Source organism: Streptomyces albicerus (assembly GCF_008905045.1).
Lineage (GTDB): Bacteria > Actinomycetota > Actinomycetes > Streptomycetales > Streptomycetaceae > Streptomyces > Streptomyces albicerus.
On the sequence record NZ_VWMY01000002.1, the window covers coordinates 1 to 22,954 of the forward strand.

16 protein-coding genes and 5 pseudogenes are annotated in these 22,954 nt (G+C 69.7%); 17 read left to right on the forward strand and 4 right to left on the reverse strand.

From position 1 onward, the window contains the following. Positions 1–105: 105 nt before the first annotated feature. A complete protein-coding gene (gene gndA, locus GAS53_RS01550) occupies positions 106–1,545 on the reverse strand; it encodes an NADP-dependent phosphogluconate dehydrogenase (protein WP_151475553.1) in 1,440 nt (479 codons plus the stop codon). 317 nt (positions 1,546–1,862) lie between these two features. On the opposite strand from gndA, the gene GAS53_RS01555 reads away from it, so the two are divergent. Further along, a complete protein-coding gene (locus GAS53_RS01555; RefSeq protein ID WP_151475554.1) occupies positions 1,863–3,026 on the forward strand; it encodes a transglycosylase family protein in 1,164 nt (387 codons plus the stop codon). On the opposite strand, the gene GAS53_RS01560 is transcribed toward GAS53_RS01555, so the two are convergent. Then, the gene (locus GAS53_RS01560) at positions 3,016–4,308 is read right to left on the reverse strand and encodes a DMT family transporter (protein ID WP_151475555.1); all 1,293 of its coding nucleotides are present in this window, start codon (positions 4,306–4,308) and stop codon (positions 3,016–3,018) included. The two genes, GAS53_RS01555 and GAS53_RS01560, sit on opposite strands and share 11 nt — an antisense overlap. 221 nt (positions 4,309–4,529) lie before the next feature. Between GAS53_RS01560 and GAS53_RS01565 the strand changes: the two genes are divergently transcribed. The 8 genes and pseudogenes from GAS53_RS01565 (at position 4,530) to GAS53_RS01600 (ending at position 12,109) form a co-directional block, all read left to right on the forward strand. After that, positions 4,530–5,258: a (2Fe-2S)-binding protein gene (locus GAS53_RS01565; protein ID WP_151475556.1), complete on the forward strand. Its 729-nt coding sequence runs from the start codon at positions 4,530–4,532 to the stop codon at positions 5,256–5,258. Positions 5,259–5,373: 115 nt separating this feature from the next. Continuing rightward, a complete protein-coding gene (gene glgA / locus GAS53_RS01570) occupies positions 5,374–6,525 on the forward strand; it encodes a glycogen synthase (RefSeq protein WP_151475557.1) in 1,152 nt (383 codons plus the stop codon). A gap of 60 nt (positions 6,526–6,585) precedes the next feature. Beyond that, entirely contained in the window at positions 6,586–7,806 is a 1,221-nt protein-coding gene (glgC, locus tag GAS53_RS01575) for a glucose-1-phosphate adenylyltransferase (protein ID WP_151475558.1), read from the forward strand. Positions 7,807–7,832: 26 nt separating this feature from the next. After that, positions 7,833–8,270 (forward strand): HIT family protein, encoded by a 438-nt coding sequence (locus GAS53_RS01580; protein ID WP_151475559.1) that lies wholly within the window; start codon positions 7,833–7,835, stop codon positions 8,268–8,270. 39 nt (positions 8,271–8,309) lie between these two features. Beyond that, positions 8,310–8,674: pseudogene (locus GAS53_RS01585) on the forward strand (glycoside hydrolase family 2); the annotation flags it as partial. Between the two features lie 86 nt (positions 8,675–8,760). Then, positions 8,761–8,886, forward strand: coding sequence for a hypothetical protein (locus tag GAS53_RS57550; RefSeq protein ID WP_263974095.1), 126 nt, complete (start codon positions 8,761–8,763; stop codon positions 8,884–8,886). Positions 8,887–9,059: 173 nt separating this feature from the next. Continuing rightward, entirely contained in the window at positions 9,060–10,421 is a 1,362-nt protein-coding gene (locus GAS53_RS01595) for a wax ester/triacylglycerol synthase family O-acyltransferase (protein WP_151475560.1), read from the forward strand. Positions 10,422–10,612: 191 nt separating this feature from the next. After that, positions 10,613–12,109 carry an SDR family NAD(P)-dependent oxidoreductase gene (locus tag GAS53_RS01600; RefSeq protein WP_151475561.1) on the forward strand — a complete coding sequence of 499 codons (1,497 nt, stop codon included), beginning with the start codon at positions 10,613–10,615 and terminating at the stop codon, positions 12,107–12,109. A gap of 220 nt (positions 12,110–12,329) precedes the next feature. Here the strand turns inward: GAS53_RS01600 and GAS53_RS01605 are convergent, their stop codons facing one another. After that, positions 12,330–13,985: an IS1182 family transposase gene (locus GAS53_RS01605; RefSeq protein WP_151475562.1), complete on the reverse strand. Its 1,656-nt coding sequence runs from the start codon at positions 13,983–13,985 to the stop codon at positions 12,330–12,332. 271 nt (positions 13,986–14,256) lie between these two features. Between GAS53_RS01605 and GAS53_RS01610 the strand changes: the two are divergent. The 5 genes and pseudogenes from GAS53_RS01610 to GAS53_RS01630 form a co-directional block, all read left to right on the forward strand. Further along, a pseudogene (locus GAS53_RS01610) lies at positions 14,257–14,631 on the forward strand (transposase); the annotation flags it as partial. A 303-nt stretch (positions 14,632–14,934) separates the two neighbouring features. Then, the gene (locus tag GAS53_RS01615) at positions 14,935–16,134 is read left to right on the forward strand and encodes a hypothetical protein (protein ID WP_151475564.1); all 1,200 of its coding nucleotides are present in this window, start codon (positions 14,935–14,937) and stop codon (positions 16,132–16,134) included. A gap of 11 nt (positions 16,135–16,145) precedes the next feature. After that, positions 16,146–16,736 (forward strand): hemerythrin domain-containing protein, encoded by a 591-nt coding sequence (locus GAS53_RS01620; protein ID WP_151475565.1) that lies wholly within the window; start codon positions 16,146–16,148, stop codon positions 16,734–16,736. A gap of 161 nt (positions 16,737–16,897) precedes the next feature. After that, positions 16,898–18,106, forward strand: a complete 1,209-nt coding sequence (locus GAS53_RS01625; protein WP_151475566.1) for a PP2C family protein-serine/threonine phosphatase — start codon at positions 16,898–16,900, stop codon at positions 18,104–18,106. A 102-nt stretch (positions 18,107–18,208) separates the two neighbouring features. Continuing rightward, a pseudogene (locus GAS53_RS01630) lies at positions 18,209–18,616 on the forward strand (DUF2071 domain-containing protein); the annotation flags it as partial. Positions 18,617–18,624: 8 nt separating this feature from the next. Here the strand turns inward: GAS53_RS01630 and GAS53_RS01635 are convergent. Next, positions 18,625–19,827, reverse strand: coding sequence for an IS110 family RNA-guided transposase (locus tag GAS53_RS01635; RefSeq protein ID WP_151475567.1), 1,203 nt, complete (start codon positions 19,825–19,827; stop codon positions 18,625–18,627). A gap of 261 nt (positions 19,828–20,088) precedes the next feature. On the opposite strand from GAS53_RS01635, the pseudogene GAS53_RS01640 reads away from it, so the two are divergent. The 3 genes and pseudogenes from GAS53_RS01640 to ctaD form a co-directional block, all read left to right on the forward strand. Further along, positions 20,089–20,391: pseudogene (locus GAS53_RS01640) on the forward strand (DUF2071 domain-containing protein); the annotation flags it as partial. After that, positions 20,388–20,956 (forward strand): annotated as a pseudogene (locus tag GAS53_RS01645) (hypothetical protein); the annotation flags it as partial. The pseudogenes GAS53_RS01640 and GAS53_RS01645, both read left to right, overlap by 4 nt. A 274-nt stretch (positions 20,957–21,230) precedes the next feature. Then, positions 21,231–22,943 (forward strand): aa3-type cytochrome oxidase subunit I, encoded by a 1,713-nt coding sequence (ctaD, locus tag GAS53_RS01650; RefSeq protein WP_192582903.1) that lies wholly within the window; start codon positions 21,231–21,233, stop codon positions 22,941–22,943. Positions 22,944–22,954: the final 11 nt, after the last annotated feature.

Sequence of the window (22,954 nt, forward strand, 5' to 3'; positions counted from 1 at the left end):
CAGGGCGCAGCCCGTCTTTCAGGGGCGCGGGGCTGTGACATCATGCGGCTCCGCCGCGTGGGCGCGACCAGCCCCCACGACCCGCAGACAACAAACCGGCCACGTTCAGCCCGCTACTTCGGACCGATCCCCACCCCACAACGTGTGGAACGACCCCTCCCGATCGGTCCGCCGATACGTGTGCGCCCCAAAGAAGTCCCGCTGCCCCTGCGTAAGCGCCGCAGGCAACCGCTCCGCACGCAACGCGTCGTAGTACGCGAGCGCCGCAGCGAACCCCGGCGTAGGCACACCCTCGCGCACGGCGGCGACGAGAACCGCCCGCCAGTCGTCCTGAGCCGCCCCGATCTCCTGCGCGAAGGTGTCGTCGGACAGCAGACTCGGCAGGTCGGCCCGCGTGTCGTACGCGGCGCGGATGCGATCGAGGAACGCCGCGCGAATGATGCACCCGCCGCGCCAGATCGCCGAGACCGCACCGAGGTCGACGTCCCAGCCGTACTCGGCACTGCCGGCCGCGATCTCGTGGAACCCCTGCGTGTAGGACACGATCTTCGACGCGTACAGTGCCTGCTCCACCTGGTCCGCGAAGGCGGAGGCCTCGGCCTCGCTCAGCGCCGTGGCCTTCGGTCCGGCGAGCCCGCGCGAGGCCTCGCGCAGCTCGGTGTGACCGGAGAGGGACCGCGCGAAGACGGCCTCGGCGATGCCCGACACCGGAACGCCCAGGTCAAGCGCGATCTGTACGGTCCAGCGGCCCGTGCCCTTCTGCTCGGCCCGGTCCTGCACCACGTCCACGAAGGGCTTGCCCGTGGCCGCGTCCACGTGCGACAGCACCTCGGCGGTGATCTCGATCAGGTAGGAGTCGAGCCGTCCCGTGTTCCAGGTGCGGAAGATGTCCGCGATCTGCGCGGGGGAGTAGCCCGCCACATCGCGCAGCAGCTGGTACGCCTCGCCGATGAGCTGCATGTCGGCGTACTCGATGCCGTTGTGCACCATCTTCACGAAGTGCCCGGCCCCGTCGGGACCGACGTGCGTGACACACGGCGCGCCGTCGGCGGCCTTCGCGGAGATCTTCTCCAGCATCGGACCGAGCGACTCGTACGATTCGACCGGACCGCCCGGCATGATGCTCGGCCCGTGCAGCGCGCCCTCCTCGCCGCCGGAGATGCCCGCGCCGACGAAGTGGATGCCCTGCTCGCGCAGTTCGCGCTCCCGGCGCCGGGTGTCCGCGAAGTGTGCGTTGCCGCCGTCGATGATCATGTCGCCAGGCTCCAGGAGCGGGGCGAACTCCTGGATCACCGCGTCGGTCGGCTCACCGGCCTTCACCATGATCACCAGGCGCCGCGGCCGTTCGAGGGCGGCCACGAACTCCTTGGCGGTCTCCGTCGAGATGAAGTCGCCCTCGCTGCCGAATTCCTCCACCAGCGCGCGCGTACGCGAGGCCGTGCGGTTGTGCAGGGCGACCGTGTATCCGTTGCGCGCGAAGTTACGGGCGAGATTGCGCCCCATGACCGCGAGACCCGTGACGCCGATCTGGGCTGAACTGCTCATACGGTTGGCTCCTAAAAGGTCCTGAATCGGTGGTGCCGGTCGTGCCCGCCAGTTTGCCCCACTGACCATCCTGACGTGCCGGTACGCCGACCGCACATCCTGACTTGCCGATGGTGTGTACGCAGCGGAGCCGCCCCTGCCTCAGCCACGCGCCGAACTTCGCCGTCACACCTGCCACGGGCATACACAGCAACACCGGCCAACGAGGGTCCATTCCAGGTCACTTGGCGAGTCAGAGCGGCCGATAGCCCTCTTGTCATGGCCAGTTAGCAGCGTTTACTTTTGCCGCTCCTGACGCTTGTCGAGGGGGCTCCGTCATGGCCGTACGCGGTCGGCATCGCCGGTATCAGCCGAACAGGATCAACCGCGCCTCACTCACCGTCACGGTGGGCGGCGCCGGAATGGCGATACCGCTCATCGGTACCGGCGTCGCGCACGGGGCCGACGTGGACACCTGGAACAAGGTCGCCGCCTGCGAGTCCACCAACAACTGGAAGATCAACACCGGTAACGGCTACTACGGCGGGCTGCAGTTCAGTCAGTCCACGTGGGAGGCATTCGGCGGCAGGACCTATGCGGCACGCGCCGACCTCGCCACCAAGGACCAGCAGATCGCCGTCGCCGAGAAGGTCCTGAAGGGCCAGGGCCCCCGTGCCTGGCCGGTCTGCTCGGTACGCGCGGGCCTCACGCTCGGCGGCGACACCCCCGACATCAACCCGTCGGGCAGCTCCACCCAGACGACCAAGCGCACCGTCCGCGACGTACAGCCGCAGACCACGCCCCAGTCCCAGGCCGGCACCGCCGAGATGTACACGGTCGTCCGCGGCGACACCCTCTCCGGCATCGCGGGCGCCCGCAAGGTCCCGGGCGGCTGGCGGCAGTTGTACGACACCAACCGCAAGGCCGTCGGCGCCGACCCGGACCTGATCGTGCCCGGCCAGCGGCTGAACGTGAAGCCGAAGGCCGCGCCGGGCAGCGGCGGCCCGTCACCGTCGACCGACAAGGCCTCGACGGAGAAGGCTTCGACCGACAAGGCCCCCACGGAGAAGACCGAGAAGAAGACCCGCCCGTCGACGCACACTCTCACCGCACCGGTGGACGGCGGCACCGGAACGCCGTACCACGCGGCGGGCTCCTCCTGGTCGAAGGGCTACCACACGGGCGTCGACTTCCCGGTGCCCACCGGCACGTCCGTCAAGTCGGTCGGGTCAGGCAGTGTCGTGACCGCGGGCTGGGGCGGATCCTTCGGCTACCAGGTGGTGATCCGGCACGGCGACGGCCGCTACACCCAGTACGCCCACCTGTCGGCGATCTCCGTGAAGCCCGGGCAGAGCGTGGTGAGCGGCCAGCGCATCGGCCGCTCCGGTTCCACGGGCAACAGCACGGGCCCGCATCTGCACTTCGAGGTGCGGACGGGGCCCGGTTTCGGCAGCGACATCGATCCGGTCGCGTATCTGCGCGCGGGTGGCGTCAGGATTTGACGTAGGAGCGGATCACCACTGGGGCGGGCAGCAACGGTAGGTAGGGAGCCGCGTAGTAGACGCCGCCGGGCCATTGAGCTTTGTCCACCGTGTCGTCGTCCGGCGTATCGCCAAGGGGCGGCGGCCCGTTGGACCCCGGTGGCGGCAGGAGGGCATCCTCCCGTGCGGAGCCGGAGCCGGAGCCGGAGCCGGAGCCGGAGCCGGAGGCAGCGGCGGCAAGCATCTCGGCGGGCGCGAACGTCTCTTCCCCTACCTGAGCCTCCTCCCGTACCCCCGCGGAGACCAGCCGCTCCGTCCGGACGGGCTGCTTGGGCAGAACGGCGGTCTCCTCGAAGCCCTCGAAGCGGTTCGTCCCGGCACCCAGGCTCGGCTCGCCACGCAGGCCGGGTTCGGCCCTCAGGGATCCGTCGGCCGCCGCCACGGCCGCCACGGGAACCGGCTCGGTACGCCCCGTGCCGCTGATCCGCTCCGTGGTGAGCAGGATCAGGCCGCCCGCGGCGACGACCCCGCAGCCCAGCGCGAGGGCGGTGCCCGTCTCGCCGTAGCGGAACGTCTCGCCGAACATCGTGAGGCCGACTGCGGCGGCCACTATGGGGTTCACGACGGTCAGCGTGGCCAGCGGCGCCGCGAGTCCGGCGCCCCGGTAGGACGCCTGCGACAGCAGCATCCCGGCGGTCCCCAGGACGCCGATCACGGCCAGGCTCGGTACATCGACGAGCGAGACGCCGCCCGTCCAGTCCACCGCGACCGACTTCGTGAACACCGACGACATACCGAAGGCGACGCCCGCCGCGATGGCCAGCAGCACACTGCGTACGGCCGGGTGCCGGTGCGCCGCGCGGGCCGCCATCATCAGGGCCACCACCACGCCGCCGGTGACCAGGGCCACCACCACGCGCTGGGTGCTGTTGAGGGACTGCGAGTCGGCCGTGCCGACCAGCGCGAGGAGACCGGCCAGGCCGACCGTCGCCATGATCGCGCCCCGCCAGGCGGTCGCTCCGGCCTTGCGGCGCACGAAGAGCGCCGCCATGGGAAGCGCGAACACGATGGTCAGCGCACCCAGCGGCTGGACCAGGCTGAGCGGTCCGTAGGCGAGCGCCACCACGTGCAGCAGCCCGCCGAGGCCGTTCAGACCCACCGCGGCCCACCAGACGAGCTGGCGCATGGGAGCGTACGTCGTGTCGGGCGTGTTCGCCGCGACCCGCTCCTGCACGATGGCCCCGCCGGCGTAGGCGACGGCGGAGACGAGAGAGAGCAGCACCGACAGCACGAGGGCGTTCATGTGTCACTCCTCCTCGTGTGGCGGACCGGCTCCGGTGAGCGGAGCGTCCGGCGCGGCGAACGGTCGGCTTCCATGGTTAATACGATCCCTCGCAAAAGCTCCCGTGTCGTCGTACCTGAGGATTCATTGGGTCCTACTGCCGATGGAGTACGACCTACGCCCACTCCTCCCCAGGTTGGGTGCAGCGACTACAACCCCCCTAGTGGCTCCCTTATGCCCGCTTGGTGTACTTGATCTCTGTGGACCTCGACCCCGATCTCGCCCGACTCGCCTCCCTCGAAGGTTTCTTCGCCCTGCGCACAGGACGGCCGCCGCTGCCGACGCTCGCGGAGGCCTACGCGACACAAAGCGTCACCGACGAGTCGGATCCGCTCACTTTCCGTGTCCGCAAGGTCGTACGGCTGCTGGACGCCCCCGAGACGCGGATCGGGGTCTCGGTGGCGCAGCAGGGGCTTGCCGCCCGGCTGTGGTCGGTGGCTCTGGGCGCGGCCGCGCTCTACGGGCAGGTGCCCGATCTCGACCCCCGGCTGCTGCGCTGGGACGTGGACGGCAGCGCGCCCGACGACCTGTGGCTGGCCGAGGTGCGCGCGCTCCCCGGCGACGCGGCGACGATCCGGCAGGTCGTGCAGCACGGCCACCTCGACCCCCTCGCGGCGGCGCTGCGGGCCCGGCACCCCGTCTCCGCGGGCCTGTTGTGGGGCAACGCCGCCTCGGCCCTCGCGGGCGCCGCACGCGAACTCGACAAGTGGTCCCGCGCCAACGGCCGTACCGAGGCGGGCGATCGCGCCCGCACACTCGCCGCCGAACTCCTCGACCACCCCGACCTGCGGGACACCGGCACCCTGAACGGCACGGTGTTCCGCAGGCGCAGCTGCTGCCTCTACTACCGGGTCCCCGGCGGCGGCGTATGCGGCGACTGCTGCTTCGTACGTCCTCCCCGTCGCGTCTGAGCCCGATTCCGCCGCGGCGGGCAGCGTCATGACCGCGGGCTTCCGTTGCGGTCTTCCCCACGGGCCACTTCTGGGTGACCATGAGGGAGTCAGCCGCTGAGACAGGGGGTTCCGGGTGCGAGTGGGACTGCTGACCCGGGAGTACCCGCCGGACGTGTACGGCGGTGCGGGGGTCCATGTCGAGTTCCTCGCCCGGGAGTTGAGGCCCCTCACCGACCTCGACGTGCACTGCTGGGGCGAGGGTGCCTCTGGCGGAGTCGTACGGCACCGGCCCTGGCCCACGCTCGACGGCGCGAACGACGCGCTGCGCACGTTCTCCGTGGACCTTTCCATCGCCGCCGCCCTCGAAGGCCGCGAACTGGTCCACTCGCACACCTGGTACGCGAACCTCGCCGGCCACTTCGCGAAACTGCTGTACGGCATCCCGCACGTCATGACCGCCCACTCCCTGGAGCCGCTGCGCCCCTGGAAGGCCGAGCAACTCGGCGGCGGCTACGCCCTCTCCAGCTGGGCGGAGCGCACCGCCGTCGAGGCCGCCGACGCGGTGATCGCCGTCTCCGGGGCCATGCGCGAGGACATCCTCGGCTGCTATCCGTCCCTGGACCCGGCGAAGGTGCGCGTCGTGCACAACGGCATCGACACCTCCCTCTACAAGCCGGACCACGGAACGGACGTCATCGACCGCATCGGTCTCGACCCGAGCCGCCCGTTCGTGCTGTTCGTCGGCCGCATCACCCGCCAGAAGGGCGTGCCCTATCTGCTGCGCGCGGTACGGGACATCGACCCGGCCGCGCAGGTCGTGCTGTGCGCGGGCGCCCCGGACACCGCGGAGATCGACCAGGAGTTCCGCGATCTGTTCCAGGAGCTCAGCCGCGTACGCGAGGGCGTGTTCTGGATCCCGCAGATGCTGCCGCGTCCGGACGTGATCCAACTCCTCACGCACGCCGCCGTGTTCGTCTGCCCCTCGGTGTACGAGCCCCTGGGCATCGTCAACTTGGAGGCGATGGCCTGCGGAACGGCCGTCGTGGCCTCGCGGGTGGGCGGGATCCCCGAAGTCGTCGCCGACGGCGAGACCGGTCTGCTGGTCTCCGTCGAGGACGATTTCGAGGCGCAGTTAGCGCGTGCCCTCGACTCGCTGCTCGCCGATCCGGAGGCCGCCCGGCGCATGGGCGAGGCCGGACGGGAGCGGGCGGTGCGGGAGTTCGGCTGGGACGCGGTGGCCCGGCGCACGGTCCAGCTGTACGAGGAACTTCTCAAAGAGGGGTAGTCCTCTGACAGGTGTAGTTCGAGAAAGTGGCACAAACCGGGCGGGTAGAGGGGCGGCGGCATGCGACGCGGTGGACCTTCGGTGCTGGGAATCGTACTGGCGGGCGGAGAAGGCAAACGCCTGATGCCCCTGACCGCGGACCGCGCGAAACCCGCGGTCACTTTCGGCGGAACGTATCGCCTGGTGGACTTTGTACTCTCCAATCTCGTGAACGCCGACGTCCTGCGGATCTGCGTCCTGACGCAGTACAAGTCGCACTCGCTCGACCGGCACATCACCACGACCTGGCGGATGTCCAGCCTCCTGGGCAACTACGTGACACCGGTCCCGGCGCAGCAGCGGCTCGGCCCGCGCTGGTACCTGGGCAGCGCCGACGCGATCCTGCAGTCGCTGAACCTCGTGCACGACGAACAGCCCGAGTACGTCGCGGTGTTCGGCGCCGACCACGTGTACCGCATGGATCCGCGGCAGATGCTCACCCAGCACATGGACAGCGGGGCGGGCGTGACCGTCGCCGGGATACGGGTGCCGAGAGGCGAGTCGTCGTCCTTCGGCGTCATCGCCCCCGGAACCGATGGCCTGACCGTCGACAGCTTCCTGGAGAAGCCCGCGGACCCGCCGGGCCTGCCCGACGACCCCGAGTCCGTCTTCGCTTCGATGGGCAACTACATCTTCACCACCAAGGCCCTGATCGAGGCGCTCCAGCGGGACGCCGAGGAGGAGAACTCCGTACACGACATGGGCGGTTCGATCCTGCCGCAGCTCACCGACCGCGGCGAGGCCCAGCTGTACGACTTCAGCCAGAACCACGTGCCCGGCGAGACCGTCCGCGACCAGGGCTACTGGCGTGACGTCGGCACCCTCGACGCGTACTACGACGCCCACATGGACCTGATCGCAGAGCGGCCCGCCTTCAACCTCTACAACCGCAGCTGGCCCATCTACACCCACTCCGGCCAGCTGTCGCCTGCCCGGTTCAACGCGGGCGGCATAGCCAGCGAGTCCATCATCAGCGCGGGCTGCCTGATCCGCGGCCAGGTCACCCGCTCGGTCCTCTCGCCGGGCGTCGTCGTCGACCCGGGCGCCGTCGTCCAGGGCTCGGTCCTGCACGACAACGTGCACATCGGCCGGGGCGCCGTCGTCCGCGGCGCGGTCCTCGACAAGAACGTACAGGTGCCCCCGGGAGCGACGATCGGCGTCAACCCGGAACGGGACGAGGAGCTCTACACGGTCTCCAAGGGCGGCGTGATCGCCCTCGGGAAGGGCCAGCAGGTGTCGTAGACGGTCGTCGCGGAGAGAGCCGGGTCGTGAGCGAGTGCGTCTTCTGCGCCATTGCGCAAGGTGAGGCCGAGGCCAGCACCGTCTACGAGGACGAGGCGGTAGTGGCCTTCATGGACCTCCAACCCGTCACGCCCGGCCATCTCCTCGTCGTCCCCAAGGCGCATGCGGTCGGCTTGGAGGACCTCGAGGAGACCCTGGGTGCCCATGTATGGGTGGTGGCCCACCGGCTCGCCCGTGCGCTGCGTCGCTCACCCCTGCGTTGCTGTGGCATCAACTTCTTTCTGGCCGACGGCGAGGCCGCCATGCAGGAGGTCTTCCACGTGCACCTGCACGTCTTCCCCCGCTTCCTCGGGGACGACTTCCGGATCGACGCGGACTGGCGGGTGCGCGAGCGTGCCGAGCTCGACGAGAGCGCGGCCGCGGTCCGCGCCGGCCTCGCGGCACTCGCTCCCCGGCAGACCTGAGGAGCCTGTTGGCTTGTCATGAGCTCGGACAGGACGCGCGCCGAACAGACCAAGGCCTGGGACCCGACGCGGCCGGTCAACGACATGTCGGGCCTCAACCTGGGGGCCGACGGCGGCACCGGCGACCTCGTGGACGAGCACGGCTGTCCGAGCCCCGCCCTGCTGCCCGCGCCCGACGGGGCGACGACTACGTGGCCCGCCTCGCCGAGGTGCGTGCGCTGGTCTGCCTGGGTGGCAACGGCGCCGTCTACACCCAGATATCCGATGTGGAGGGCGAGCTGAACGGTCTCATGACGTACGACCGCAAGGTGATCAAGCCGGACGTGCCACGGCTGAAGGCCGCGCACGAGGCGCTGATCCGCGACGCGTCCCAGGCAGCCCCGGCGGGTTGCCCGGCTGCCTGACCCGACGAGGACGGAGGTCTTCCGTATGAGACCGACAACGGAGGCCTTCCGCATGCGATGGACCCGGCGCCTGCACGGGGCCGGGGGTGACGGCTGCCGCCAAGCAGGGCGGCGGCCTCGCCGCTCCCGCTGTCCGCGCCGCCGGGCTGGCCGGGGGCGGCTCACTGGCGGTCCTGGCGGGCACGGCCGTGGACGCCGCGCCGCCGCCCTGAAGTGATTCCGCCCACCCTGACGGGACCTCATAGGCCACACGAGTCCCGCCCCCTTTCACCGGCGGCCGGACTTAATCTGCTGTTAACTGTGCGTAGCTTGATCGTACTTGACCGTAATCGCCCAGGCGGGTTTGACTGCTTGCTCACCCGTCGTCGACGCGAGAGCCAAGCCCTTGACCTCTGACCTTCTCGCACCACTCGACCTGGCGTTCTGGAACATCGAGTCCGCCGAGCACCCGATGCACCTCGGGGCTCTCGGGGTCTTCGCGGCCAACTCGCCCGCCGCGGCCCCGCACGCGGCGGACCTGCTCGCGGCCCGCGCGGCCGGTGTTCCCGGGCTGCGCATGAGGATCCGGGACGTCTGGCAGCCGCTCGACCTGCGGCAGCCGCTGGCCTTCGATCTGCGCCGACCGCTCGCCTTCGGAGGCGCCGCCCGCGAGCCCGCCCCGGACTTCGAGCCGTTCGACCACGTTCGGCTGCACGCCCCCGCCGCGGACTTCCACGAGGCCGCGGGCGCGATCATGCAGCGCCCGCTGGAGCGCGGCAAGCCCCCGTGGGAGGCCCACGTCGTGCCCGGCGTGGACGGCACCTCCTTCGCCGTGCTCTTCAAGTTCCACCACGCCCTGGCCGACGGGCTGCGGGCCCTGACGCTCGCGGCGGCAGTCCTCGACCCCATGGACATGCCCACGCCCCGCCCGCGCCCCGAGGAACCCTCGCGAGGCTTCCTCCCCGACGTGCGCAAGCTGCCCGGCTTCGTCCGCGGCACACTCTCCGACGTGAGCCGGGCCCTCGACATCGGAGCCTCCGTGGCCCGCGCCACCTGGGGCGTACGGTCCTCCTCCGCCCTGGTCTCGGAGCCGACCGGCACCCGCCGCATCGCGGGCGTGAACGTGGATCTCGACGAGGTGCACAAGATCCGCAAGAGCGCGGGCGGCACCGTCAACGACGTCCTGATCGCCGTCGTCGCCGGCGCCCTGCGCCGCTGGCTGGACGAGCGCGGCGACGGCAGCGAGGGCGTGGCGCCCCGGGCCCTGATCCCCGTCTCGCGGCGCCGTCCGCGCACCGCGCATCCGCAGGGCAACCGGCTCTCCGGTTACCTGATACGGCTTCCCGTCGACGACCCGGACCCGCTCGGACGGCTCGACACGGTGCGTACGGCCATGAACCGCAACAAGGACGCGGGCCCCAACCGGGGCGCGGGTGCCGTCGCGCTGCTCGCCGACCACGTTCCGGCACTCGGCCACCGGCTCGGCGGGCCGGTCGTCGGCCAGGCGGCCCGGCTGCTCTTCGACATCCTGGTCACCAGCGTGCCGCTGCCCAGCCTCGGCATGAAGCTCGGCGGCTGCCCGCTGACCGAGGTCTATCCGCTCGCCCCGCTGGCCCGCGGTCAGTCCCTGGCGGTCGCGGTCTCCACGTTCCGCGGGCGCGTCCACTACGGGCTCGTCGCCGACGCGGAGGCCGTGCCGGACCTCGACCGGTTCGCCAAGGCACTGACCGCCGAGGTGGAGGAGCTGCTCGCCGCCTGCGTGCCCTGAACCGTCGCCTCCGGGTCCAGTGGCGGGCTGCGGTCGCCTTCCCTGGGCCCGGAACAGGTGGCTTCTCCGGGCCCGGAAACGGCCGGTGATCACCGCGGGTTTGGTGCCTTTGCCCTGAGCTCCGTAAAATTCCGCCTTCGAAAGCGAGCGCGGTTCGAGCGCGGCGCGGAACCTGAGGAACGGCAACGGCGATGACGGTGACAGAGGACAGCCAGGCGGCCCCCGCCGTGGACACGGCAGAGGCCCCGGCAGGCTCGTACGGTCCCGGCATCGACCCGGAGCGGCTGGCCGTCTGCCTCAGCGTGCTCGAGGAACTCGACAAGCTGGAGGTCGACCACCCCGACGCCGTCGCCGTGCGCCGCGCCACCGCGGGCGTCTACCGCACGGTCAAGCAGCGCCGCCGCCAGGAGCGCAGGGCCGCCAAGACCGCCCATGACAAGGCGGTCACCGAGTCCACGGCCACCGGCTCCGCCCAGCGCATCGACGACGAGACCGAGGGCATCCTGCCGTCGTCGGTGACGGACGAGGGCCAGATCGCGGGGATACTCCAGCGCCCGCGCTCCTGCTACACCTGCAAGACCCGGTACGTCGAGGTCGACTACTTCTACCACCAGCTCTGCCAGAACTGCGCCGCCGAGAACCGGTCCCGCCGCGACGCCCGCACCGACCTCACCGGCAAGCGCGCGCTGCTCACCGGCGGCCGCGCCAAGATCGGCATGTACATCGCGCTCAGGCTGCTGCGCGACGGGGCGCACACCACGATCACCACGCGCTTCCCGAACGACGCGATCCGCCGCTTCAAGGCCATGCCCGACAGCGACGAGTGGATCGGCCGGCTGAAGATCGTCGGCATCGACCTGCGCGACCCGGCCCAGGTGGTCGCCCTCGCCGACTCGGTCGCCGCCGCGGGCCCGCTCGACATCCTGATCAACAACGCCGCCCAGACCGTACGCCGCTCCCCGGGTGCCTACAGCGAACTGCTCGCCGCCGAGTCGGGACCGCTGCCCGCCGGTGAACTGCCGCCCGCCGAGGTGATCGGCACCTTCGGCTCCGGCGCCGTGGCCGCGCTTCCCGTCGCCGGGGGCAGCGCGCTGACCGCGCAGGACGTCACCGACCTGGCCCTGGTGTCCGGCTCCGCCTCGCTTGAGCGGATCGCCGCCGGTACGGCCATCGACGCGGGCGGCCTCGTGCCCGACCTGCACGACACCAACAGCTGGATCCAGGCCGTAGAGGAGGTCACGCCGGTCGAGCTCCTGGAGGTCCAGCTCTGCAACTCCACCGCGCCGTTCATCCTCATCAGCCGTTTGCGCGCGGCGATGGCGGCCGCCCGGGCGAACCGCACGTACATCGTGAACGTCTCCGCCATGGAGGGTGTCTTCAACCGTGGCTACAAGGGCGCGGGCCACCCGCACACGAACATGGCCAAGGCCGCGCTCAACATGCTCACCCGCACCAGCGCCCAGGAGATGTTCGAGAAGGACCGCATCCTGATGACCGCCGTCGACACCGGCTGGATCACCGACGAGCGGCCTCACCCGGACAAGATGCGCCTCGCCGACGCGGGGTTTCACGCGCCCCTCGATCTGATCGACGGGGCGGCCCGCGTGTACGACCCGATCGTGCGCGGTGAGCAGGGCGAGGATCTGTACGGGGTCTTTTTGAAGGACTACGCGCCCGGCAAGTGGTAACGGGTCGCTGCGCGGGACTTGAGCAGGGTGTCTGGGCGCCGTCGTGAGGCTGCGGGTCGGGTGTGGCTGGTCGCGCAGTTCCCCGCGCCCCTAGCCCCAATGCCGTGACTCTGTTGGCGATCTTGCCGGGGTCAGTTGAGGGCGGTACAGAGGGCGCGGAAGTGGCTGGGTGCCCGTCGGGGACGNCAATGCCGTGACTCTGTTGGCGATCTTGCCGGGGTCAGTTGAGGGCGGTACAGAGGGCGCGGAAGTGGCTGGGTGCCCGTCGGGGACGGGTCGGTTCGGCGATCCAGTCGGCGATGCGGGTGACATTGCAGGCCAGTGCGGTCAGGACGTGCCCGATGTGCGTTTTCGGCAGGCCGCGGTAGCGGGTTCGGCGCAGGCCGTAGGCGTGGACGTTCTGGGAGAGGGTGGCTTCGACGCCGGCGCGGATCGCGTACCGGCGCTGCCAGTCCTCGGTGCGCTGGTCGAGACGGTTGTGCTGCTGGATCTCATGCAGTTCGCGGGTGGGCAGCAGCGCGAGTGAGCGCGGACCACTGACCGCGTCGGTGCACTGCGGGCGCACGGGGCAGGCCAGACAATTGGCCTTGTCGAACTTGACCTGGATGTAGTCGTGCCCGCTGATGCGCAGAGGCCGCCACTCGCGGCTGAGGTTGCCCTGGGGGCAGGTGGCCCGGCGGTGCTCCCAGTCGATCGAGAAGGCGGCCTTGTCGAACCCGGCTCCGCTTTTGGCCTGGTGGCTGTGGTCGGGTGCGACCGGGCCGAGCAGGGTGATGCCGTGCACCCGCCGGGCGCGTTCGATCTGCACGGGGCTGACGTAGGCGGCGTCGACCGCGTGCTCGGCCGGAGTGAGGTCGATCGCCGCGAGGTCGTCGTGGATCTGGGCGGTGAGCTTGCCGTCCTGGACCGGGGCGATCGTGGTGGCCACGTGCACGACCACCTCCGGCAGTTCTGACGTGCACGTTTCGGTGAAATGGGTGCGGTAGCCGGACCAGGTGGTGTCCCGTTTGACGCAGTAGTGCGCATCGGTGTCGTACGGGGAATCGAACCGCAGCGACGCGGGTGGCAGCGCGTGGCCGTCGCGCCAGCGCAGCAGCCCGCGGGCGTCCCAGTAATAGTGGTGCACCCAGACCCGGCGCAGGATCTCCACCTGCGTCAGTGTCCGGAGCCTGGTCGGGGCGCCGGCCGCCCACGCGGCGGCCAGGATCTTCTGCCCGTCCCGGCCGATGGCCTCTGCCAGGGCGGTGACCCCGGCCTTCCCGCCGGGGACCTTGCCGATCTCCACCTTGCGCCCGTAGCGCTTGTCCCACTCCGGCTCGACCAGCGGCAGCAGCCAGTCCGGGTCCGCCTGGGCGAGCTGTTCCAGAGCGGCCCGCAGACTCTCGCCGACCAGCTCCAGCCGGCTGAGCGTGCGTACCGCCGCGAGCACGTGGGTCGCGTCGGTGCGCTGCCGTCCGCCGGATTTGAGCAGTCCGGCCTCGGCCAGCCGGTGCAGCATCACCTGCAGCAGCCGGTCCGCGGCGTCGGCCTCGGCCAGCCGGGCCCGGAACTCGCACAGCACCGAATGGTCGAAGCCGGGATCGTCCAGCTCCAGGCCCATCGCGTATTTCCAGTCGATCCTGGTGCGGACCGCGTTCGCGGCCGCACGGTCGGACAGGTTCTCCGCGAACTGCAGCACCGACACCAGCGCCAACTGCCCCGGCGACAAGCCCGGTCGACCGTCCTTGGGGAACAGGTCCGCGAACTCCTCGTCCTTGAACACCACATCCAGCCGGTCCCGCATCAGCATCGCCGGCGTGCCCTTCGGGCACGCCGCCCACGCCGTCAACACCGTTCGCGTCGGGATCCGTTGGTAACTCCTGGCCCGCAAGGACATCTCCGGCCCTCTCCCCGGAACCACCCCGCCTCATCCCAGCAAACCGCCGAACAGACGACCTGTCAGCATCCCCGGCAAGATCGCCAACAGAGTCACNCTCTCCCCGGAACCACCCCGCCTCATCCCAGCAAACCGCCGAACAGACGACCTGTCAGCATCCCCGGCAAGATCGCCAACAGAGTCACAGCATTGCCCCTAGGGCACGTATCGAGTCGTGATCAATCTGTGGCATTCGCTCTTGTGGCGGGGTCTGGACCGTAGGTCTTCTTGCGTGACGCGAGTGCAACTGACTGATGAGGAATGGGAGTTCATCGGGCCGTACCTGCCGACCGGTGAGTACGGCCCGTATCCCGAGCGGCTGCTGCAGCAGTTCGAGGGCGTGATCTGGCGGTTCAGGACCGGCGGGCAGTGGCGGGAGATGCCGATGGAGTTCGGCGCCTGGTCGACCGGTCACAACCGCTTCCGGCAGTGGCGTGACGCGGGTGTCTTCAAGGCCCTGCTGGAGGGCCTGATCGCGGAAGCCGCGAAGCGGGGTGAGGTGGATCTGTCCTTGGTCAGTATCGATTCCACCACCGCGCGCGCCCATGACGACGCTGCCGGGACGCACATGGGCGAGGACGTCCTCACCACCCTGGAGAAGGCCGCCGCAGGTCGCCTGGTTCACGGTTGATCGTCACTGCCAGCCACCTGTCCGTACCGGGCGGTGCCGGCGGGTGCGTCCGCGACCGTTGTTGCCCCGGCACCGCCACGCAACCCTGCCGAGGAGCCGTGGCCGAGCGTTCAGGTGCCTTGTGCCGGGCCGCCGACCGAGTGACGGCCAGTAGCGGCCCGGCGGGGAAGCCCGGGCTCGTGCCCGGGCGCCGAACATGGCTGACATTTTCCCTGCGGAGAGTGATCTCCTCGAAGTGGGAGACCCGCCGTATCCACCATCGGCTGTCAGGAGGCACAGGTGACCTTCAATCCCCTGGATCAACGCGGTATCCCCTTGGACCGTCAGCTCAGGAACTGGCGCGAGCTGAACGTCAAGCCGATCGACCCCGACCACGGTGATCCTTACACCCGCTGCCGGATCATCACGATGAACGGCATTGAGGTCGAGTCGATCCTGTTCAGTCATCAACTGGCCCGCAACACGGTCGATCCCGAGGTCAAACGGCAGCTGGCCGAGGTCCGCTACATCGAGCACCAGCAGCAGAAAGCGGTCAACTGGCTGCTTCCCGGGGTGTCTTCGGTGTTGGAGACCACCATCGCCTACGAGCAGGTGGCGGTCGATCTCACGGCCTGGGTCGCCCGGATGGAACCGGATCCGTACCTGAAGCAGGCCTACCAGTTCGGTGTGCTCGAGGACTTCGACCACCTGTACCGGTACGCCAACCTCTACGAGATGATCGAGCACCGCAAGGCGGAGTCGATCGTCGAGGGCCTGACCGAGGTGATGCCGGGACGGCCCACGAAGTTCCACCACCGTCACCCGACCGACAACGTGCGCGACCCCTACGACACCATGCGCACCGACCCGCTGTCGAAGCTGCACGCGTTGACGATCATGTCGGCGGAGCAGCAGACCATGAACTTCTACATGAACGTCGGCCCACAGTACATGGAGCCGATCGCCCGCCAGCTTTACCAGGAGATCGGCCTCATCGAGGAGGAGCACGTCACCCACTACGAGTCCCTCGTCGACCCGGGCGAGACCTGGTGGGAGCAGCTCGTCAGCCACGAGTACAACGAGTGCTACCTCTACTACTCCTTCATGGAGCAGGAGAGCGACCCCAAGGTGAAGGCCATCTGGGAGCTGCACCTGAACCAGGAGCTGGAACACCTGCACATCGCCTGTGACCTGATGCGCCGTCACGACGGCCGGGACCCCGGGTCGGTCCTGGCGCCGCAGCTGCCCGACGTGCTGACCTTCGAGCCGAACAAGGGCTACCTCCGCGAACTGCTGGACACCCAGATCGACCTGACCACGCTCGGCGCCGGCTACGTACAGGAGGCGCACGAGCGGTTCGAGCGGATGCAGGAGCAGATCCACGGTGGCGAGGAGCCGCCCAGCGAACGGGTGATGGCAGAGCACGACGAGATGTTCGGGCGCGAGTACCGCATCGAGACCGAAGGCGAACACCCTGACCCCGCCCTGCGGGAGAAGTGAGGAGGCCCGCCATGTCCGAGCTTCACACGCCGCAGGCCGGCGAGGACGCCGCCTTGGACGACGATGTAGTGGCCCTCCTCATGCGTCAGCACGGGGACATCCGCAATCTCTTCGACGAGGTCGAGGCAGGCTCCGGGGACGAACGGCAGGAGGCCTTCCGTCGGCTGGTGCGCCTGCTCGCCGTCCATGAGACGGCGGAGGAAGAGGTGGTGCACCCGTTCGTCCGGCGCAACGTCACGGCCGGGGACGACATCGTGGACGAGCGTCTGCGGGAGGAGCGCTCGGCGAAGGAGACGCTGAGCGCTCTGGACGGTATGGACACCAAGGACCCCAAGTTCATGCCCCAGTTGCTGGCGCTGCGCACCGAGGTCCAGGAGCACGCCCGCGCGGAGGAACGCTACGAGTTCATCCACATCCGGCGCAGCGCCGACACCTCGACTCTCGCCTCACTGGCCAAGGGCATCAAGGCAGCGGAGGCCATGGCGCCCACCCACCCGCACCCGGGCGTGGAGTCCGCGGCGGCCAACGTGGCGCTCGGTCCGGTCGCCGCGTTGATGGACCGCACCCGGGACGCCGTCCGTAAGGCGATGGGCCTCGACTGATCTGTGTTCGTCCGGCCCGTCGGCGGCCGGGGCCCGGCCGCCGACGGGATCGGTACCCGGAAGGTGCCGATGTTCGGTACTGCCGACGGTAGCCTCGTGGTACCAGCGCTTTGCTGGCCCACACCTTCCTGCTTCCCGGTACCCGGGCCGAGGCGGTGATCATGACCGGCGACGGTACAGCGCTGATGCTGGGCGGGCTTCTGGACGACGCGCACCTGGCCGCGCTGGAGGACCTGCCCGATCTGCTGGCCGAGCACGCTGCCGTCGGCGGCCTGCACAACGCCCGGCTCTACGTGGCCGACCTGCGCCAGGTGACGCTGCGGGAACTGACCGGGCGGGGCCTGGACGCGTGGGAGGGAGGCCACGAGTACCCGATCGAGTCCTCCCTGCCGGGGCGGGCTTTCCGGTACACGCGCACGCTGTCCGGCCCGGAACCCGCCGGAGAGCGCCGCGTGTACTGGGTGCCGGTGCTGGACGGCACGGAACGCCTGGCCGTTCTCCGCGTCGAGGCCGCCGCCGACGGGCCGGACGCGGCGATGCGCCACCTCGCCTCACTGATGGGTCACCTGCTGGTCAGCAAGCGCCCCTTCAGCGACTCCTACGCGCGCCTCGTGCGCGGGCAGCCCATGAACGTCGCCGCCGAGATGCAGTGGAAGCTCACTCCTCCCCTGAGCCACGCCAACCGTCATGTGGTGATCGCGGCCGCCATGGAACCCGCGTACGACATCGCCGGCGACGCCTTCGACTACGCCGTGGCCGGCGACACCGTCCATCTGGCGATCTTCGACGCCATGGGCCACGACACCGCCGCCGGCCTGACCGCCAACCTGGCCGTTGCCTCCTGCCGGGCCGAACGCCGCCAGGGCACCGATCTGGCCACCATCAGCGAACGCATCGAGCAGGCCCTGTCGCAGGAGTTCGGCATCCAGCGCTACGTGACCGGGATCCTCGCCGACCTCGACGCCGCCACCGGCTCCCTCACCTGGATCAACCGCGGCCACCATCCCCCCGTACTGATCCGTGACGGCCGCTGGACGACCACCCTGCGATGCCGGCCGGCACACCCCATGGGCACCAGCCTCGGACTCGATGTCACGGTGTGCACCGAGCAACTGCAGCCCGGTGACCGGCTGCTGTTCCACACCGACGGCATCACCGAAGCCCGCGACCTCCGCGGCCGTGAATTCGGCCTCGCCCAGTTCACCGACTTCATCATTCGACACCACGCCGACGGGCTGCCCGTCCCCGAAACGCTGCGCCGGCTCATGCGGGCGGTTCTCGACCACCACCACGGCAGCCTCTCCGACGACGCCACCGTCCTGTTCCTCGAATGGCACGGGCCCGCACGAAACACGCAGCTGATCCCCTGACCTCGGCTGCGGAACGGCAGTCCCGGGCCCGTGACTTGGGCGTTTTCCCCGACCGTGGGTGGGGACTCGCCGACTGTGGTGGCTTATGGAGCGGAGCAGAGGGTGCGGGTGCCGGCCCTGCGGGCAAGCTGGCTGACCCAGACGTTCATCCACTGGCCCTTCCGGCCGGAGGTGGTTCAGGCCCTGCTGCCCGAGGAACTTGTGGTGGACGAGTACGACGGAGCCGCCTGGGTGGGGCTCACCCCCTTCGTCATGGCGGACGTGCGCCCTCCCGGCGTCCCCGCCGCGATGCCCGGACTCCCGACCTTCGAGGAGACCAATCTGCGCACCTACGTCCGCCATCGGAACGGGCGGGACGGGCTGTGGTTCCTGTCCATCGAGGTCGCCTTTCCCCTGATGGTGGCGGCTCGGGTCATCGGCGCGCCGTACAACCCCGGCAGCCTGAGCATCACCACGAGCGCGGACACCGTCTCGTACGCCGGTTCCAGGTGGACCGGGGGGTGCCTCTATGTCTTTGGTCAAGCGAGGCGTGGGGTTCGGGGTTCGTAGAAGGTGCCGTCGCGGAGCATCGCGAAGAGCACGTTGATCCGTTGCCGGGCCAGGCGGAGAAGTGCCTGCGTGTGGGTCTTCCCGCGGGCGCGGCACTTGTCGTAGTAGGTGCGGGAGGCGGGGTCGTGCAGGGCGGCGAACGCGGAGAGGAACATCGCGCGTTTGAGCTGCCGGTTGCCGCCGCGTGGGGCATGTTCGCCGTGGATCGAGGTCCCGGAGGACTTCGTGGTCGGGGCAAGGCCGGCGTAGGAGGCCAGGTGGGCGGCGGTGGGGAAGCTGGTGCCGTCGCCGACGGTGACCAGCAGTGTTGCGGCGGTCCTGACCGCGACCCCTGGCATCGAGGTCAGGACCTTGGCAAGAGGGTGGTCCTCCAGCAGGGTGCTGATCTGGGCTTCTGTCGCCCGGCGTTGTTCATGGACGGCGCCGAGGGAGCGGGCCAGCGACGGGATCACGATGTCGAGGGTGCCGGTGCCCGGGACGACGACGGTCTGCTCGTCGAGCGCGTCGAAGACATCGTCGATCAGCCGCTTCGCCATGCGCGGGGCCTTCGGGCGGATCACCTCGACCAGCCTGCGGCGTCCGGCCTTTCGCAGCGCGGCCGGGGATCCGTAGCGTTCGAGCAGCCAGGTCACGGCTTGGTGGTCCAGACGCGGGCCCAGGACTCGTTCCAGCGACGGGTGGAACTGGGTGAGCAGGCCGCGGATCCGGTTGGAGGTGCGGGTGGCCTCGGCCGCGAGATCCTGGTCGAAGCCCACCAGCACGGTCAGCTCGGCGGTGATCTCGTCGGTCAGTTCCAGCGAGCGCAGGGTGTTTGGCATGGTGCGGGCCGCGTCCGCGATCACCGCGGCGTCCTTCGCGTCGGTTTTCGCCTCGCCGGGGTAGAGGTCGGCGATCCGCCGCATCGCCAGGCCGGGCAGGTAGGCGACCTTGCAGCCCGCGTCCCGGGCGACGGACAGAGGCAGAGCGCCGATGGAGGCCGGCTGGTCCACGATCACCAGGACGGTGCCGAACTTGGTCTTCAGCTTGTCGAAGACGTCCCGCAGCTTCGGTTCGGTGTTGGGCAGCTGTTTGTCGAAGACCTTCTTGCCTGCTGGGGTGAGTCCGTGGCCGTGGTGGGCGCTTTTGCCCACGTCCAGGCCGAGGAAGACGCCTATCTCGTCGCTGTCGTTCAAGCCGTCCTCCCGAACGGATGTCGTGCGTGCTGGCCTGGGCGTTGGCGTCGTGCGCGCATCCACGTTATGCAGACCTGCCGCCCGCGTACGGCCGGGCGTTGCGCTCGGCGGGGCGGTAGTCGGACCTCTCATCAGCGTCTCCAACGGCGCCTCTCGGGCCCGGTGGCACCACCCCCCAGGTCATCGGTTCGACAGGGGGGACCAGTCATGCCGGGCCCGGAGGCCAGCAGTCCTCTTGCAGGACCGCGAAGAAGATAACGGGGGGGGCGTTCCTACCGCCTCGTCGTCCGTCACGGAGATCCCATCGCGCCTACGGAGCGGGACGTGTGGCTGACCTCGCGGTGGCGGGCGTACACCCGCCGACTGGGGGTTCTCTGGGAGACGCCCGTGGAGCACGAACCGTGGCCGCTGACCGACGCCACGGTCGATGTCATGGAGGAGACGCTGACCACTGCGGCAGGCCTCCCCTCACCCGTCGGTGAGCCTCTCGTGCATTTCTCGAAAGGAGTCAGGCACGTACGGCTCGGGGCTTCCAGGCCCTGTCTCCCGGAAGCCAACGGATGAGCCGGATCTTCGGCGAAGCCACGCGACACCCACGACTGCGTTTCGACGGCTGGATCGCGGGCCTGGGTACCTCCTCCGGTACGCGCGTCGTGCTGGGGCGCTGGCTGCGGTCGCCGTTCGGGCCGTGCAGCGACGTGATGCTGGAGTGGGCCGACGGGGAACGGCTGTTGTTGGCTCCCACCCGCCGGACGGCGGAATTCATCAGCTGCACCGACATCTTCGACACAGTGCGTGTCGTGCTGGTCGGCGTGAGCGTCGCGGACGACACCTGGAACGCGACCGCCGACCCCCTCCGCCTGCGCTTCACCACCGGTCGCCGGGGGCTTCTGGGCTTGCTGCTGCGTGCCGTCCCCTGCGCGCTCGTCCGCCGTCCGGTCTGGAGTGCGCTGACGGACCGGCCCGCCCGCGTGTTGCTGGTCGGCGTACGGACTCGTGGCACTGCCGGTGGGGCCGCGAGGAGCGGTACGGCGCACGGGATCTGCGGCCGATCCGCGCGGTGTCGGGCGTCTTCGAGGGTAGGGGCCTGGGCGCGGTGGCGGCTGTCGAACCGCCCCTGCGGTTCGGACGCGCACACCCCTCGCGGATTCACCCCCGGCAGCGCCCTGGCCGTGACCCGCCGCGCCGCGTATCAGGGCTCGCGCACAGGGCGTCGGGAAGGACCCCGGGGCGGCTGACGGGGCCACGGGCCACACGTCCATTCTGCCCCCATTGGGCCGCTCCCCGGTGTGGTGCCGAATCGGCAGGACTGAATTCCGCCGGGCTGGTTACGCGCTGCGCCACGCGAAGGCAGGCAGGGCCTGCCCGTGCACCGCACCGATTGCTGCCGAGTGAGGGAACTGATGGCGCCCCGTACCGAACCCGTTGCTCCGGTCCCGGCGGCCGAACGCCGCAGCAGAGGCCAGGTCATCGTCACCTGGCTGACCACGACCGACCACAAGAAGATCGGCCATCTCTACCTGATCACATCCTTCGGATTCTTCCTGATCGGCGGGGCGCTGGCGATGGCGATCCGGGCTGAGTTGGCCCGGCCGGGTCTGCAGTCGCTGTCCTCCGAGCAGTACAACCAGGCGTTCACGATGCACGGCACGATCATGCTGCTGTTGTTCGCCACCCCCACCTTCGCGGGGTTCGCCAACGCGATCATGCCGCTACAGATCGGCTCGCCGGACGTGGCCTTCCCGCGGCTGAACATGTTCTCGTACTGGCTGTTCCTCTTCGGCGGGCTGATCGTTCTGAGCAGTTTCCTCACCCCGCAGGGCGCCGCCGACTTCGGCTGGACCGCTTACACGCCCCTGAGCGGCGGCGAGCGCACCGCCCATGTCGGCGGCGACCTGTGGATCATGGGGCTGGCACTGGCCGGCTTCGGCACGATCCTCGGCGCGGTCAACTTCATCACCACCATCATCTGCATGCGCGCCCCTGGTATGACCATGTTCCGCATGCCGATCTTCACGTGGAACGTACTGCTCACCTCGGTACTGGTGTTGCTCGCCTTCCCCGTCCTGGCCGCCGCCCTGTTCGCACTGGAGGTGGACCGGAAGTTCGGCGCGCACATCTTCGACCCGGAGAACGGCGGAGCGATCCTGTGGCAGCACCTCTTCTGGTTCTTCGGCCACCCCGAGGTCTATATTCTCGCCCTGCCCTTCTTCGGCGTGATCACCGAGATCCTCCCCGTCTTCTCCCGCAAGCCGATCTTCGGCTACATGGGGCTGGTGGGCGCCACCATCGCCATCACTGGCCTGTCCGTGACCGTATGGGCGCACCACATGTTCGCCACCGGGGCCGTGCTGCTGCCCTTCTTCTCCTTCATGAGCTTCCTGATCGCGGTGCCCACCGGGGTGAAGTTCTTCAACTGGATCGGCACGATGTGGAAGGGCTCGGTCTCGTTCGAGCCACCGATGCTGTGGGCGGCCGGCTTCCTCGTAACGTTCCTCTTCGGCGGCCTGACCGGCATCCTGCTCGCCTCGCCGCCGCTGGACCTCCACGTCCACGACAGCTACTTCGTGGTCGCCCACTTCCACTACGTGCTCTTCGGCACGATCGTCTTCGCCATGTTCGGCGGATTCAGCTTCTGGTGGCCGAAGATGACTGGCACGATGCTCGACCACCGACTGGAGAAGATCCACTTCTGGACCCTGTTCGTCGGCTTCCACACCACCTTCCTCGTCCAGCACTGGCTCGGCGCCGAGGGCATGCCCCGCCGCTACGCCGACTATCTGGCCGCCGACGGCTTCACCGCCCTCAACACCGTCTCCTCCATCGGCGCCTTCCTCCTCGGCCTGTCCACCCTGCCGTTCCTCTACAACGTGTGGAAGACCGCCAAGTACGGCGAGCGGATCGAGGTCGACGACCCCTGGGGATACGGCCGCTCCCTGGAATGGGCCACCTCCTGTCCCCCGCCTCGCCACAACTTCGCCGTCCTGCCGCGCATCCGCTCCGAATCCCCCGCCTTCGACCTGCACCACCCGGAGATGGCAGAGCTCGACCAGCGCGAGCACACCGGCAAGCGCGACGTCATCGACGCCGAGGGCCACGGAGGCGAACGGCCATGAGGCGCAAGGCG

Coding starts and splice junctions, on each gene's coding strand:
- gndA (WP_151475553.1), bottom strand. CDS start 1,545: ATGAGCAGTTCAGCCCAGATCGGCGTCACGGGTCTCGCGGTCATGGGG.
- GAS53_RS01555 (WP_151475554.1), top strand. CDS start 1,863: ATGGCCGTACGCGGTCGGCATCGCCGGTATCAGCCGAACAGGATCAAC.
- GAS53_RS01560 (WP_151475555.1), bottom strand. CDS start 4,308: ATGAACGCCCTCGTGCTGTCGGTGCTGCTCTCTCTCGTCTCCGCCGTC.
- glgC (WP_151475558.1), top strand. CDS start 6,586: ATGCGACGCGGTGGACCTTCGGTGCTGGGAATCGTACTGGCGGGCGGA.
- GAS53_RS01600 (WP_151475561.1), top strand. CDS start 10,613: ATGACGGTGACAGAGGACAGCCAGGCGGCCCCCGCCGTGGACACGGCA.
- GAS53_RS01605 (WP_151475562.1), bottom strand. CDS start 13,985: ATGTCCTTGCGGGCCAGGAGTTACCAACGGATCCCGACGCGAACGGTG.
- GAS53_RS01620 (WP_151475565.1), top strand. CDS start 16,146: ATGTCCGAGCTTCACACGCCGCAGGCCGGCGAGGACGCCGCCTTGGAC.
- GAS53_RS01625 (WP_151475566.1), top strand. CDS start 16,898: ATGACCGGCGACGGTACAGCGCTGATGCTGGGCGGGCTTCTGGACGAC.
- ctaD (WP_192582903.1), top strand. CDS start 21,231: ATGGCGCCCCGTACCGAACCCGTTGCTCCGGTCCCGGCGGCCGAACGC.